The organism is Jejubacter calystegiae, assembly GCF_005671395.1.
GTDB classification, from domain to species: domain Bacteria; phylum Pseudomonadota; class Gammaproteobacteria; order Enterobacterales; family Enterobacteriaceae; genus Jejubacter; species Jejubacter calystegiae.
Genome location: NZ_CP040428.1, coordinates 2,557,890 through 2,571,621, shown reverse-complemented (window position 1 = coordinate 2,571,621; position 13,732 = coordinate 2,557,890). Strand labels below are relative to the sequence as shown.

At 56.9% G+C, this 13,732-nt stretch carries 13 protein-coding genes; 4 read left to right on the top strand and 9 right to left on the bottom strand.

Annotated elements, in window-relative coordinates; all coding sequences use genetic code 11:
- Nucleotides 1–136 precede the first annotated feature (136 nt).
- Nucleotides 137–856 (top strand): IclR family transcriptional regulator, encoded by a 720-nt coding sequence (locus tag FEM41_RS11770; protein WP_138096151.1) that lies wholly within the window; start codon nt 137–139, stop codon nt 854–856.
- A gap of 85 nt (nt 857–941) precedes the next feature.
- The gene (locus tag FEM41_RS11765) at nt 942–1,781 is read left to right on the top strand and encodes a DMT family transporter (RefSeq protein WP_138096150.1); all 840 of its coding nucleotides are present in this window, start codon (nt 942–944) and stop codon (nt 1,779–1,781) included.
- Here FEM41_RS11765 and FEM41_RS11760 read toward each other — a convergent pair.
- Entirely contained in the window at nt 1,747–2,625 is an 879-nt protein-coding gene (locus tag FEM41_RS11760) for an AraC family transcriptional regulator (protein WP_168198785.1), read from the bottom strand. The genes FEM41_RS11765 and FEM41_RS11760 overlap by 35 nt on opposite strands.
- A 115-nt stretch (nt 2,626–2,740) precedes the next feature.
- On the opposite strand from FEM41_RS11760, the gene FEM41_RS11755 reads away from it, so the two are divergent.
- Nucleotides 2,741–3,154: a hypothetical protein gene (locus FEM41_RS11755; protein WP_138096149.1), complete on the top strand. Its 414-nt coding sequence runs from the start codon at nt 2,741–2,743 to the stop codon at nt 3,152–3,154.
- 299 nt (nt 3,155–3,453) lie between these two features.
- On the opposite strand, the gene FEM41_RS24520 is transcribed toward FEM41_RS11755, so the two are convergent.
- On the bottom strand, nt 3,454–3,603 hold the full coding sequence (locus FEM41_RS24520) for a hypothetical protein (RefSeq protein ID WP_168198784.1): 150 nt from the start codon (nt 3,601–3,603) through the stop codon (nt 3,454–3,456).
- A 145-nt stretch (nt 3,604–3,748) separates the two neighbouring features.
- Here FEM41_RS24520 and FEM41_RS11750 point away from each other — a divergent pair, with 145 nt between their 5' ends.
- The gene (locus tag FEM41_RS11750) at nt 3,749–4,576 is read left to right on the top strand and encodes an EamA family transporter (protein WP_138096148.1); all 828 of its coding nucleotides are present in this window, start codon (nt 3,749–3,751) and stop codon (nt 4,574–4,576) included.
- Between the two features lie 30 nt (nt 4,577–4,606).
- Here FEM41_RS11750 and FEM41_RS11745 read toward each other — a convergent pair whose 3' ends face one another.
- The 7 genes from FEM41_RS11745 to FEM41_RS11715 form a co-directional block, all read right to left on the bottom strand.
- Entirely contained in the window at nt 4,607–5,542 is a 936-nt protein-coding gene (locus FEM41_RS11745) for a 2-hydroxyacid dehydrogenase (RefSeq protein ID WP_138096147.1), read from the bottom strand.
- Nucleotides 5,542–7,578, bottom strand: a complete 2,037-nt coding sequence (locus tag FEM41_RS11740) for a glycoside hydrolase family 31 protein (protein ID WP_138096146.1) — start codon at nt 7,576–7,578, stop codon at nt 5,542–5,544. The genes FEM41_RS11745 and FEM41_RS11740 overlap by 1 nt, the downstream gene beginning before the upstream one ends.
- Complete coding sequence (locus tag FEM41_RS11735; RefSeq protein WP_138096145.1) at nt 7,575–8,954, bottom strand: glycoside-pentoside-hexuronide (GPH):cation symporter; 1,380 nt, start codon at nt 8,952–8,954, stop codon at nt 7,575–7,577. The genes FEM41_RS11740 and FEM41_RS11735 overlap by 4 nt, the downstream gene beginning before the upstream one ends.
- A gap of 235 nt (nt 8,955–9,189) precedes the next feature.
- Nucleotides 9,190–9,993 carry a 2-keto-3-deoxy-L-rhamnonate aldolase gene (gene yfaU, locus FEM41_RS11730; protein WP_138096144.1) on the bottom strand — a complete coding sequence of 268 codons (804 nt, stop codon included), beginning with the start codon at nt 9,991–9,993 and terminating at the stop codon, nt 9,190–9,192.
- Between the two features lie 21 nt (nt 9,994–10,014).
- Entirely contained in the window at nt 10,015–11,304 is a 1,290-nt protein-coding gene (locus tag FEM41_RS11725) for an MFS transporter (protein WP_138096143.1), read from the bottom strand.
- A gap of 51 nt (nt 11,305–11,355) precedes the next feature.
- The gene (rhmD, locus tag FEM41_RS11720; RefSeq protein WP_138096142.1) at nt 11,356–12,561 is read right to left on the bottom strand and encodes an L-rhamnonate dehydratase; all 1,206 of its coding nucleotides are present in this window, start codon (nt 12,559–12,561) and stop codon (nt 11,356–11,358) included.
- Nucleotides 12,562–12,574: 13 nt separating this feature from the next.
- Entirely contained in the window at nt 12,575–13,357 is a 783-nt protein-coding gene (locus tag FEM41_RS11715; RefSeq protein ID WP_138096141.1) for an IclR family transcriptional regulator, read from the bottom strand.
- Nucleotides 13,358–13,732 lie beyond the last annotated feature (375 nt).

Below are 13,732 nucleotides of genomic sequence, written 5' to 3'. Positions count from 1 at the left end.
GTTGTACATTATGAAACTACTATATAAGGCATAATTTGACCTTTGCCAGCGTTAAACCGCTATTTGTGATGTAAACACGATGTAAATCACAGTTTGCACGGTAGACTATATCCCGCAGAAATCTGGAGAACGCGAAATGGGAAATGAAGGTGTAAATGCCGTAGAAAAGGCGCTGGCGCTGCTGGACTGTTTTAAGCCGGGGGAGGAATCACTGTCACTGACCGAGCTGTCACAGCTTTCCGGCTACCATAAAACCACGGTATATCGCCTGATGAATTCGCTGGAGCGTATGAACTATGTCATCCGACATGAGAACGGCATCTATACGCTTGGCCCCCGCCTGCTGTACCTGGGAAAGCTGTACGAGCAATCCTTCCATCTGGCCAGTATCGTTCAGCCCGAACTCCATGCGCTGGCGGCGGCAACCCACGAAAGCGCATCCTGGTATGTCATTGAGAATAACCAGCGGCTGTGTCTGTTTCGGGCTGAATCCTCTGAAGGGCTGCGGGAAACCCGTCTGCCGGGCACGTCCCTTCCCCTTGATAATTCCGCCATCGGTCAGGTGTTACGCCACTGGGGATTAAACGAACCGCTCTTTAGCGAAACACCCCGACTGCCCCTCTACACCGCTGGCGTCCGGGATCCCCACATTGCCGCGTTTTCGCTTCCGGTGTTTGGCGAAGGCGATCGTCTGGTGGCCGCACTCGCCCTGACCGGCCCCGCTTCGCGGCTGACGGAATCCCGCAGTCAGGAAGGGCTGGCGCAGCATCTGTGCCAGACGGCATTTAACCTCTCCGTAAAACTGGGCGCCCGAAAAACCTGGTGCGAACATCTGTTCCTGACGCCATTAGAATGACGGTAGCATCCGAATTGAGCTGAATCTGATTATCGCGTAGCGTTTGCTGGAAATGGCCCGCAAACGCTTCGGGAAGGACGGACTGATGATACTCAAAATTGTGCTGGCGATGATGGCCTTTGCCGCTAATTCCCTGCTGTGCCGACTGGCCCTTAAGGCAGGGCATATCGATGCCGTGTCATTCAGCAGCGTGCGTCTGCTCAGCGGCGCCCTGGCGCTTTTCCTGCTGTTGCAGCTTCCCGGGATAAAAAAGAAGCCGGAATTTAACGTCGCTAATGCGCTGCTACTGTGCGTTTATGTTTTCGCGTTTTCCGTGGCTTATCTGTCGCTGGATACCGCCGCAGGCGCTCTGCTGCTGTTCGGCACCGTTCAGTGTGTGATGACCGGCTGGGGGCTACTGCGTGGCGAACGGCTGAGCGCGCTAAAAACCATCGGCATGATTGCCGCAGTCGCGGGTATCGGCCTGTTACTGCTGCCCGGCGCCGGGCGTCCTTCGCCGTTTGCTGCGCTAATGATGATAGTGGCGGGCAGCGCCTGGGCCATCTACTGCATTACCGGTAAAAGAGTGAAGGATGCTGCCGCTGCAACCGCAGGAAACTTTATCCTGTCCGTGCCGCTGGCCGTTGCGGCACTGCTGTTCAGTACCCTGGCGCTGCACGCCGATGCCATGGGATTCACGCTGGCGGTAGTTTCCGGCGCGCTGGCCTCGGGCGCTGCCTATCTGCTCTGGTATTCCCTGCTGCCCCACCTTAGCCCCACCACCGCCAGCACGCTTCAGCTTAGCGTCCCCTGCCTGGCAGCGCTGGGCGGTCTGATATTGATGGGCGAAGCCCTTAATCTGCGAATGCTGCTGTCGATAGCCATCACGCTATCGGGGATTGGGCTGGTGATTATTTCCGATCGGAAATCGAGCCAGCGTTCCTGATAAGCGGACGGTAGCGGGCCGGAATTTTTATCGTCCGCCCGACAGCGTCATCCGTTTCGTTCGCTTTATTCGCCAGATAGCGAGCGGGCGGACTGCCCATCAGCTTCCGGAACATGGTAATAAAGCCGCTGGCCCCCCCATAACCCAGATCCAGCGCGATACTCTGCACGCTTTCCCCCTGCGCCATACGCTGCAGCGCCAGAACGATATGCAACTGACGGCGCCATTCGCCAAAGCTCATCCCCATCTGCTGTTTCACAACCCGATTCAGGGTTCGCTCGCTCATCCCCACCCGCTGCGCCCAGTCCGCCTGCGAAGAGCGATCCGCCGGGTTTTCCAGTAGCCGTTCCATCAACTGCCGAATCCGCCGGTCATCCGCCACTGGCAGATGCAGTTTTTCTACCGGCGCGCTGGCCAGTTGATCCAGCAATACCGCTACCAGCCGACCATCCGGCCCCAGAGGATCGTACATCAGCGTCAGGCGACTGGCCTGTAGCAGCAGTTCCCGCAGCAGTGGCGCGACGAAAAGCGTGCAGCAGCGAGTCGGCAGATTTTGCGCCGCATCGGGCTCGATAAACAGACACAGGCATTCGCAGAACGCCGAACCCAGAGTGCTGTGCAGCTCGCCGCCGGGCACCCAAAGCGCGCACTGCGGCGGCACCAGCCACAGGCCGTTCGCTACTTCGCAACGCAGGAGCCCACGCACGGTATAGATTAGCTGCCCCCAGCGGTGGCGATGGGGTTCCACTTCCCAGTTCTCGTCGTTACTGGTGCTCTGTACAGCCAGAACCGCGCGCGGCAGGTTATCCATTTCAAAGCAGGGATCGGAAGGCGATACTGACATGAGAACATTTCTCAAAATGGCGTAAATGAAAAATATTATGACCTGATTTCGCAATGCTATCCAGCCCGACGGCGGCTAGAGTAATAGCTCTCATTCAACAGGCAGGAGAAGAACCATGACGCTGGATATCTCACATTTTCCCCTTGTCCGGATGCGCCCGGTTCCGGAAGAGGAACGCAACCTGAATCGCTTCCTGCTGGCGCTCAGCGACCTGCTGGAAAAGGGAGAACCCTTTGTATTACTGAGCGACAACAATAGCGACGACGAAGCCCCCCATTCTCCCGATGAAAAGGTTCAGATCGCCCGCTGGAAAAACCAGTGGCGGCAACCGCTGAAGCAGTACGTAAAGGGAATGATTATTCGCGAGCCGGATAGCGTACGCCAGAATACCGCCCGCCAGTTTGCTGACTATGCCAGCAAGTTCTGGGGTTATCCGATCTTTGTGGTAGCGGATGAACGCGACGCAAGGCAACTGGCGCAACAACTGTTAGATGAACAGCTAAAATTTCATGATGAATCATTCCCTTAAGGAATGAAGTTCAGTCGTTTTATTCACTTCCCTTATAATCCAGATGAAATATAATTTTCGGACGGTCAGGCGCTTTTAGACGCTATTTCAGCTTTATCCCGCCCCGTTATAGCTAAAAATCCCTCGCCATGGATGGCCATATTTTATGCCGAAGGTTTTGCGGCTATCAGGAATGGGTACAGGCCCCATTCCGATATCCACAGAGGTATCTGAATTCTCATGACAGAGAATTCCGGGCAACAATAACCGCTCGTTTGACCGGCTGAAAAACGCCGGTTTTTTTTTGCCTGCAATCAGGGTTACTGGACTTCCATAGTAATTTCACCGCCGGTCAGCGTGCCGTTAACCTTAAGCACTGAATAAACCGGCACCTGAGCAACCACGCCGCCATAAACATTGACCCGCGCCCCAGAAAGCTCTGCGACATCATTAATAAACAGATCCGCCAAAGGCGGCTATATCTTCAGTACCGGTTACGTCCCCTCTTTTTACTGCCAGTCCATAGGATAGACGGGTAATGGATTATTTATTGTTCCAGCAAAGGTTTAGAGCGGTCTATGATAAATATCCGTTCATTTAAATTAGGGTTAAGCGATGTCTGTCACGATCGTTTCACTCACGCTCTTCGCCGCGCTGCTTCACGCAGGGTGGAATGCCCTACTGCGCGGCGGCAGCGATCGACTCTGGTCAATGACAGTCATGTGTATCGCTGTGTCGATCGTCTGTATCGGTATAGCCCCATTTCTGACCGCGCCCGACAAAGCAAGCTGGATGTATGCCCTGCTTTCGGCTGTGCTGCACGTAGGCTATAACCTGTTTCTGGTTAAAAGCTATCAGTCGGGTGAACTGGGAAAAACCTACCCCATTGCCCGGGGCTCATCTCCGCTACTGGTTACCCTTGGGGCAGCCCTTTTCGCCGGAGAAATGCCGGGAGCAAGCGCGATAGCAGGTATTGGGCTGGTGTCATTCGGGATTATTTCCCTGGCCTTTCAGGGGCGCAGGCTGGCAGTGCCGGGGTTGCCCTGGGCGCTGGGTACCGGGTGTTTTATTGCCGCGTATAGCGTTACGGACGGTATCGGCGTACGTCTGTCTGGCGATCCCCTGGCTTATACAGTCTGGATGAGTGCACTGTGGGGCCTGATGATGCCTACGGTCTATATTGCCCTGCGCGGCCCGCGCAGTCTATTTAGCGCAAGGCCAGGGTTACTCGCTTCCGCTGGCGGCGGCGTGGTTTCGCTGCTGGCCTATGGGATCGTCATCTACGCCATGACCCACGCCCCCATGGGCGCCGTTTCAGCGCTGCGTGAAACCAGCGTGCTGTTTGCCGTCCTTATTGGCTATTTCTTGCTGGGTGAAACGCTCACCGTTCGTAAGATGCTGGCCTGCGTAATGATTGCCGCTGGCGCTGCCCTGATTGGCTGACGGCCAGGGCAATCATGCAGCCAGTGCGGCTCAGGTATCAAACCCCGGCGCGGGCGTCAGCACCGCGCCCCGCTGTAACCAGCCGTGGATATTATCCAGCACCAGTTGCGTCATGGCGGCCCGGGTTTCTCGCGTGGCGCTGGCGATATGAGGCGTGATAATCACACTGGATAAGCCCATCAGCGCCGGGGGCACCAGAGGCTCTTCCTCCAGAACATCCAGCGCAGCACCGGCCAGCTCGCCCTTTTCCAGCGCGGCTATCAGCGCCGTTTCATCCACCAGGCTGCCACGCGCCACATTCACCAGATAACCCCGGGGCCCCAGACTGCGCATGACCTGCCCGTCAATAAGATGACGATTTTCCGGGCCAGCGCTCATCGCGACTATCAGAAAATCGACCTGATCCGCCAGTTGGCAAAGAGAGGGCTGATAGTGGTAGCCGGCCAGCCCTTTATCCTGACGGCTGAAGTAGTGGATCTGGCAGTCGAAGGCCGCCAGACGGCGGGCAATCGCAAGGCCGATTCGCCCCATACCCGCAATTCCCACCCGGGAGCCGGAAACCCGGCGCTGTAGCGGGTAGCGTCCATCAGACCAGCCTCCTTCGCGAACGAAACGGGCAGCGTCGGGAATATCGCGCGCCAGCGCCAGCAACAGCCCCACGGCCAGATCGGCCACGTCGGCGCTCAGTACGCCAGGCGTGTGAGTCAGGCAGATATTGCGCGCCTTTAACGCCGCGCAGTCCACGCCGTCATAACCCACTCCGTAAATTGACAGCAGGCCAAGCGCGGGAAACGGCGCGATATCGGCAGCGCTAATGCGACTCTCTCCGTTCGCGAGCGCAATACGAAATTGCGCGGCACAGGCCTGTGCCCCGGGATCCCGTGCATCGTAAAGTTGGTAATCTTCCCGTAAGCGCTGCGCCAGATCCTGCGCAATAGCGTCGAGCAGCAGAATTTTTTCCCGCATCACGCCTCCTCCAGCACATCAGCATGACCGCCTTCGCGCAGAAAGACCGGAATAGCGCTGAGCGGTGCCGCCACCTGAATACGTTGACCGCCCTTAAAACGCTCGCAGTTACGGGCAATCCAGTTATCCCCCGCGGGTAGCCAGACCTCCCGCTCGCGTTGCCCGGCGTGCAGGACCGGCGCCACCAGCAGATCCTGCCCCAGCAGATACTGATCCTCCACCTGCCAGCTTTCCGGCTGCTGCGGATAGTGATAAAACAGCGGACGCATGACCGGATCGCCCTGTTCATGGGCTTCGCGCATCAGTTCATCGATATAAGGACGCAGCCGCTCACGCAGTAACAGGCAGGCCTTCATCAACTGATAGTTCTGTTCGCCATAGCTCCAGACTTCGTTCGGCGAGCCGCTATTACACTGAGCGATACCGTCGCGCCACGCCTCTTCCGGCGCGATTTGCGGTTCCCGATAACCGTGCAGACGCATTACCGGGCAAAAGACCGCCCACTGGAACCAGCGAATCAGCAATTCATGAAATTCGGGATCGTGAATATTGCCCCCCTGGAAACCGCCAATATCGGTGGTCCACCACGGGATACCGGCCATCGCCATATTTAGCCCGGCGGTAAACTGGTTGCGCAGCGCATGAAAAGAGGAGTGAACATCCCCCGACCAGGCCAGCACGCCATAGCGCTGACTGCCCGCCCAGGCGCAGCGCACCAGGTTCACAATCTCCGTCTCCCCCTGTTCCTGAAGACCTTCATAAAATCCGCGGGCAAATAGCTGAGGATAGATATTGCCCACCTCCTGAACCGGCCCCAGGTGATAGCGATAATTGTCGAAGTCGTAAGCGCGGTATTCCGGTTCGGCCTCATCCATCCAGAAGGTGCGGATACCCAGGTCATAGTAGTGGCGCTTAACCTCCTGCCAGACAAAGTCCCGCGCTCCGGGATGCGTGGCATCGAAAAAGGTGGTATTCCCCAGGAAATCGAGATTCACCGAAACCCCGCGATCGCTGTTCACCAGCCAGCCTTTTGATTTCATCAGTCGATAGTTTTCGCTACGGCTGTCCACCGTTGGCCAGACCGACACCATGGTTTCTATCCCCATGGATTTCAGCTCCGCCACCATGGCTTTAGGATCGGGCCAGTCACGGGCATCGAAACACCAGGTCCCCTGATTTGGCCAGTGGAAGAAATCGATAACGATCACCGAAAGCGGCAGTTGTAAACGGCGGTACTCCCGCGCCACCTCCAGCACCTCCTGCTGGGTGCGATAGCGCAGTTTGCACTGCCAGAATCCTGTTGCGAAACCGGGCATCATCGGCGCCGTACCGGTCGCCTGACCATACTGACGCACAATCTGCGCCGGGGTATTGGCGGCGGTTATCCAGTAGTCCATCTGATCGGTCACCTCAGCCCGCCAGCGGGTGCCGTTTTTTCCAAAGGTCACCTCCCCCACCGCCGGGTTATGCCACAGCAGACCATAGCCAAGACTGGAAACCATAAAAGGCACGCTGGCCTGAGAGTTGCGCTGGGCCAGCTCCAGGGTACAACCTTTGAGATCGAGGCAGTCCTGCTGGTACTGCCCCATACCGTAAATTTTCTCTTCCGCTCGCGCTTCAAAGCGGACGCTGAGCTGGTGTTTCCCCCCCGGTATCGGGCGAAATTCGCGGCCATCCAGCTTTAGTGCGCTGATGTACTTGTCCTGACTCTTTTCACTGGCGCCAATGCCTACCGTACTGCGCTGACGCCAGAACTCCTCCAGCAGCAGCTCGCCACGCTGGTTATAAAACGCCAGTTGTCCGCGGCTGTTCAGGGTGACGGTAATGTTGCCGTTACTCAGGCTGAGTTGTTCGTGCTGTTGTTCGATGACGACGTCGCAAGCCTGTGCCGGTAGCAGCGCCCAGTCGGTTTGCTGAATTTCCGGCTGGCAGGTCGCCCGCACCCGCAGACTGTTTTCACCCCACGGTTCGACAATCAGGGTCTGGCGGTCGAACAGCCAGAGAATACGCTGTGCTTCAGCGCGTAATTCACTCATGACAACTCCTGTGGTTTCAATACGTTAGATTCCGTCGCGGGATGCGAGTCCGATAATTTATGCTGGTTAATGCCGCGCATGGTGGCGTCATTCAGTTTGTAGCCGCGCATGGCCAGCGCGCTAAGAAGCGAAAGCACGCCGGGCACCACCGAGAATAATGCGATGATGGCCATCATCGCCGAGGATTGCTGCTGCGAAGCCTGGGCCACATAGCCGCTTAACCCCAGAGTCCAGCCGACGATGGCGCCACTCACCGCCATGCCCATTTTCAGGACCGCCAGCAGAGTAGAGAACACGGTGCCATCCATGCGTTTGCCCTGTTTAAACTCGCCGTAGTCCACCACATCAGACATCATCACCCACATTAGGGTGGTGGTGACCTGATAAAAGCAGGAAACCACGACGGTCATGGCCACCAGCAGAGAAAGCGTGGCGGGCAGGAATACAATGCTGATGCTTAACAGGCCGGTAATAACGGCGCTCAAGGTAAAAATGGTGAGCTTACTCAGGCGCCGGGTCATCCATTTCGACATCGCGCTACCAATACATTTGCCGATGATATGGGCCGCCAGCAGCCACATAAACAGACTGGCATCGCCCAGGAAATAGGTGACGTAATACATCATGGCGCCAAGGCGCACGACGCCGAAGGAGATATTGAAAAACACCAGTAGCGCCACAATCCGCCACTGATCGTTACGCAGTAAATCGCGTAAATCGGCAATAAAATTGCCATGGCTGGCCGGAGCGCTAACCCGTTCGCGGGTATTAAAGAAGCAGATTAAAAACATAATCGCCGCCAGACTGGCCATCACCGACATCGCGCCAAAATAACCGTCCAGCTTATTACCGCCCCCCAGCCATTGCGCCAGCGGCATCATCAGGAAGGTGGAAGTTGCGCCGCCCAGGGTGGCAAGAAAGAAACGCCAGGACTGTAATGAAATACGTTGGGTGTCATCCGAGGTAATAATCGCCCCCATCGAGCAGTAGGGGATATTAATGGCCGTATACATCAGCATCATCAGGCAGTAAGTGACGCTGGCATAAATCATCTTACCGGTCAGGGAGAGCGTTTCCGGTACGGCATAAATCAGCAAGCAGCTCACGCCAAACGGTACTGACAGCCACAGCAGCCACGGCCGAAATTTTCCCCAGCGCGTTCTGGTGCGATCGGCCACCATCCCCATCACCGGATCGATAATGGCATCAGTCACCCGCGCCAGTAAAAACAGGGTGCCGACAAAAACCGCCGGTAACCCAACCACGTCGGTGTAGTAAAAGGTCAGAAAGATAATGACATTCTCCAGCCCGATATGGCTGGCCATATCCCCCAGGCCGTAGCTGATTTTTTCTTTTACCGATAACCTCTGCTGCATGTTATTTCCGCCTGTCTTTGCTATCGCTAAGGAAATACTGACAGGAATGAGTTATAGGCAGTGGCAGGTCCGCCAACAATTGTCGAATCTGCCAGGGCTTTTACGTTTTTTACTTTCTGTGATACGGGTAACGCTACTGCGCTTTTTGACTGAAAGGGAATTGATTCAGGACATTGACGACAGGGTTTGACTGAAACGAACAACAAGGGAGAGGCTTCCCTCCCTCTGTGATAAATCAGTAGCTTCCCCCCGGCTCCCGCCCGTCCGGCAGCGATTTAAACAGAGCCAGCCGCCTGTCCAGGGCTTCGGTATAGAGCATGGTATCGACCCCCACCGCCACAAAGTTCGCCCCCCAACCCAGCGCTTTTTTCGCCATGGCAGGGTCAACCGCCAGGAAGCCCGCCGCCTTCCCGGCGGCGCGAATACGGCCAATACTCTGCCCGATAATTCGCTGCACCTCCGGGTGGCCGGCGTTATCCGGGTAGCCCAGCGACGCACTGAGATCCGCCGGGCCGATAAACACCCCGTCGATGCCTTCAACTTCCAGAATAGCGTCCAGGTTATCCAGCGCGGTTTTGGTTTCCACCTGGATCAGCAGGCAGAATTCGTCGTTCGCCTGAGCCATATAGTTTTCAACCCGGCCCCAGCGCGCGGCGCGTGCTACCCCGGCGCCGACGCCGCGGCTCCCCAGCGGTGGATAACGGGTGGCGGAAACAATCTCCCGGGCCTGATCAGCGCTTTCCACCATCGGGATCAGCAGCGTCCGCGCGCCAATATCCATCACCTGCTTGATCAGACTGCGTCTGTCGTCCACCGGGCGGATCACCGGCTGGCCGGGGTAAGCCGCAACGGCCTGCAACTGGTGATGCAGATCCTGAATGGTATTCGGCGCATGTTCGCCATCGATCAGCAACCAGTCATAGCCTGAGGTTGCGGCAATTTCAGCCATATAGGCCGTGGTGGAGCTTAGCCACAGGCCAATCTGCGTCTCTCCCCGCTGTAACGCCGCCTTAAAGGGATTCGATAAAATCGGGTTCATAGTCATCCTTTCAGTCATCAATTAGTGGGAAACCGGGTTGGGTTGTTTCGCGCGGCCCGAGCCATGCAGCGTCAGAATCAGCAGCGCCCCAAGGACGGCGACGCCTGCTAACGTCAGCAGCCCACCGGCGCCGCTGGCAAACAGCGTTTCCGCCTGAACGCGCAGGATTGGAGCGATGAATCCCCCTACCGCACCAAACAGATTGACGAAGCCAATGCCCGCCGCCAGCGCGGTACCGGAAAGTAGCTGCGTCGGCATGGTCCAGAACACCGGCTGTACGGCAATAAATCCCGCTGCGGCGACGCAAAGCGCCACAATCGCCAGCAGTGGCGAAACCAGACCGGAGATGCCAATCCCGATCCCCGCCGCCAGTAGCGTTACTGCAGCCACATTGCGCCGCTCCCCGGTACGATCCGAATAGCGCGGAATCAGCCAGGTGCCGAGTAGCGCAAAGATCCACGGGATCGCCGTCACTATCGAGGCGTAAAATCCTACTTTGGTGCCCAGCAGGGCGGCGACCTGACCCGGAAGGAAGAAGATCAGGCCGTAAACGGCTACCTGAATGCAGAGATAAATCGTCGCCAGCAGCCAGACACGCCCGTTACGTAGCGCATCACTCAGCCGGGAGGTGGTTTTGGTCTGCTCTTCGCTGGCCAGTTGCTGAATCAGCGCCTGTTTTTCCGCCGCGTTCAGAAAACGCGCCTGCTGCGGCGAATCATCCAGCCAGAAGAAGGTAAACAGCCCTGCCGCTACGGCCAGCAGCCCCTCAATAAAAAACATCCAGAACCAGCCCGCGTGGCCCATAAAGCCGTGCATTTCCAACAGCGCGCCGGAAAGCGGCGAGCCCAGAGTCAGCGCCAGCGGGGCGCCCATATAAAATAGTCCCATAATGCTGGCCCGGTTGCGCTGGGGAAACCACTGAGAGGTCAGGTAGATCATGCCCGGGAAGAAGCCGGCTTCCGCCGCGCCAAGCAGCGTTCGAATCACCAGAAATTTGGCTTCGGTATCGGCCCAGCCCATGGCGGTAGAGAGAAATCCCCACAGCAGCGTGGTGCCGCCAATCCAGTAACGGGCGCCAAACTTACGCATCAACAGATTCGCGGGCACCCCCAGAAAGGCGTAGACCACAAAGAAGATCCCGGCGCCGAGCGCATAGGCCTCGTTACTGAGTCCGGTATCAATCTGATAGCTCTCTTTGGCAAAGCCAATATTGGAACGATCCAGAAATGCCAGAATGTAGAGCACCAGCATGAAGGGGATCAGCCGTGCCCGGTTTTTCTTTACCACGCTATCAATCAGGGCGGTATTCATGAGTATTATCCTCTGAAGGGCTGCGCCACGGCGTGCGCGGCGCTACGAATTTTAGTGGCTGTAAGGGCGCTTCAGATTGCAGTCGCGGTTAAGCTCTACGCCAAAACCGGGCTTATCCAGTACGCTTTTATGCATACGACCATTCACCGGAACCGGTTCATCCAGCAATACAGGGTCAAACTGCGGGCGCAGCGTTGAGCAGTCCGGGCTGGTCATCAGGAACTCACTGAACGGCGTATTGGTGAAGGTGATCACCGCATGGTGCGAGTAGACTGAAGAGCCATGGGGCACCACCAGTTGGCCGCGGGATTTGGCAATGGCGGCGATCTCCACCAGGGTGGTGAGTCCGCCGCACCAGCCGACATCCGGCTGCATAATGTCGATGCCGGTTTCCGATAGCGTGCGGAAAGACGCCAGCGTGCCGTGATGTTCACCGCTGGTGACCAGCATGCCGGGCGGCACGCTGCGCTTCAGTTCCCGATAACCTTCGTACTGCTGGGGCGGCAGGCATTCTTCAATCCACTTCAAGTTATAGGGCGCGCAGGCATGGGCCAGTTTGGTGGCGTAGTTCACATCCTGGCTCATCCAGCAGTCGAGCATCAGCCAGAAGTCCGGGCCGCATTTTTCCCGGTATTCCGCGACCATCGCCGTATCCTGGCGGATCCCGGCATCGCCGTCATGGGGACCAAAGTGGGTCGGCATTTTCCCGCCGATAAAACCCATCTCTTTGGCCAGATCCGGCCGTGCGCCGGTGGCGTAAAACTGGATTTCATCGCGTACCGCGCCGCCAAGCAGTTGGTACACCGGCAGATCAACCACCTTCCCGAACAGATCCCACAGCGCCAGATCGACGCAGGAAATGGTATTCATCACCAGACCGCCGGATCCGGAATAGAACAGCGTGGCGTTGAGCATCTGATCGTGAATCAATTTAATATCGCTGACGCATTTACCTTCAATAAAACGGTTAAGGTGTTTTTCGACGATAAAGCAGCCCATTTCTCCGGCTGTCGATACCGCAAATCCGGTCTGGCCGTTTTCCGCCTCCACTTCGACAATCAGGGTCCCCAGCACGTTGATTCCGAACGACTGACGCGACTGTTCATACTCTGAGTATTTGCTCATCGGCGTGGCGATATGGTCGTCGATCCAGTGCTTTTCTCCCTGGTCGTGATAGTCGCCGCCACCGGCCCCTTTTTCCGCCGTGGCGCCGCCAAGAAACCAGGCCCGGACGTGTTTAATTTTCGGTAAGGTCATGATGTTCTCCATGTCAGGATGCGTGTTGCTCAAAGGGGCTTTTCCACCCCAGCAGACGTGAAATATCTTTGGCGCAGGCAATGGCCTTCCCGGCCAGGTAGTCGCGATTATCGTCATTGATTTGCAGACGAGTGCCGACCACCGATATCGCCGCCACCAGTTGATTACTGGCGTTAAATACCGGCGCCGCCACGCAGCGCACGTCGGGGTAATCTTCGCCGTTATCGAAACTCCAGCCCCTGGCGCGAATACGAGCCAGCTCTTCACGCAAGCGCCCGGGATGAGCGATGGTGGTAGGGGTCGCCTGTTGCCAGTCAAGGCCGCCGATAATGGCGTTTTGCACATCTTCCGTCTGCCAGGCCAGCAGACATTTGCCAATGCCGGAACGATAGAGCGACAGGGTTTTCCCTTCATGGGAGCGCACGCTGATGGTGGCGGAAGACTCTATCTTGAGGATGTAGTAGGCGTTTGCGTGGTCGATGATGCCAAGGTGACAAAGCAGGCCGCAGTCGTCCATTAATTGCGTCAACCGCGGACGAGCCAGTTCGCGCAGATCCATGCGGGCCAGGGCAAGGCCCGAAAGTTCCACCAGCCGGGTCCACAGGCAGTAGTTATCCCGGTGATCGGTACTGAGAAAGCGCTGGCGCTTCAGCTCGCCCAGCAGCAGATAGGCGGTGCTTTTCGGGATTGCCAGCTCGTCGATGATCGTCGCCGCGCTACAGGGGCCAATACGACCAATCAGATCGAGTATCTCAATGGCCCGGGTCAGCGCCGGGACTTTGGTTGATTCCAACATACTGGACTCCAATCCGGTGTAATGGAATCAGTGTTGTCGCTGAGCCGCACCCAAAGTGTGAACAACATCAAAGTCCCCACCACGCCCGAGCTTTGAGCCTTTTATTTATGGGTAAATGGGATATAGCGCACGGATTTTTTTATCGGCTGTACAACTGGTTGGACTGCAAGGGGCATAGCCTGTCAGGCGGGAGGGAGAGTGGGGCCGGAAAGTTGGGAGATGGGCGTTCTTTTTGTTTATCTATCCCTGGAAGACATTATTAATAAGCCCACTCGGTTTTCAAAATACGTTCAATCCTGACAATTTTGTCATATAACGGTCACGCCTGCGACAGCTTAGACCGGTATATTTATCGCTAAAGCCAGAGAACATATT

Coding starts and splice junctions, on each gene's coding strand:
- FEM41_RS11755 (WP_138096149.1), top strand. CDS start 2,741: ATGACGCTGGATATCTCACATTTTCCCCTTGTCCGGATGCGCCCGGTT.
- FEM41_RS11735 (WP_138096145.1), bottom strand. CDS start 8,954: ATGCAGCAGAGGTTATCGGTAAAAGAAAAAATCAGCTACGGCCTGGGG.
- FEM41_RS11765 (WP_138096150.1), top strand. CDS start 942: ATGATACTCAAAATTGTGCTGGCGATGATGGCCTTTGCCGCTAATTCC.
- rhmD (WP_138096142.1), bottom strand. CDS start 12,561: ATGACCTTACCGAAAATTAAACACGTCCGGGCCTGGTTTCTTGGCGGC.
- FEM41_RS11715 (WP_138096141.1), bottom strand. CDS start 13,357: ATGTTGGAATCAACCAAAGTCCCGGCGCTGACCCGGGCCATTGAGATA.
- FEM41_RS11770 (WP_138096151.1), top strand. CDS start 137: ATGGGAAATGAAGGTGTAAATGCCGTAGAAAAGGCGCTGGCGCTGCTG.
- FEM41_RS11725 (WP_138096143.1), bottom strand. CDS start 11,304: ATGAATACCGCCCTGATTGATAGCGTGGTAAAGAAAAACCGGGCACGG.
- FEM41_RS11760 (WP_168198785.1), bottom strand. CDS start 2,625: ATGTCAGTATCGCCTTCCGATCCCTGCTTTGAAATGGATAACCTGCCG.
- FEM41_RS11745 (WP_138096147.1), bottom strand. CDS start 5,542: ATGCGGGAAAAAATTCTGCTGCTCGACGCTATTGCGCAGGATCTGGCG.
- FEM41_RS11740 (WP_138096146.1), bottom strand. CDS start 7,578: ATGAGTGAATTACGCGCTGAAGCACAGCGTATTCTCTGGCTGTTCGAC.
- yfaU (WP_138096144.1), bottom strand. CDS start 9,993: ATGAACCCGATTTTATCGAATCCCTTTAAGGCGGCGTTACAGCGGGGA.
- FEM41_RS11750 (WP_138096148.1), top strand. CDS start 3,749: ATGTCTGTCACGATCGTTTCACTCACGCTCTTCGCCGCGCTGCTTCAC.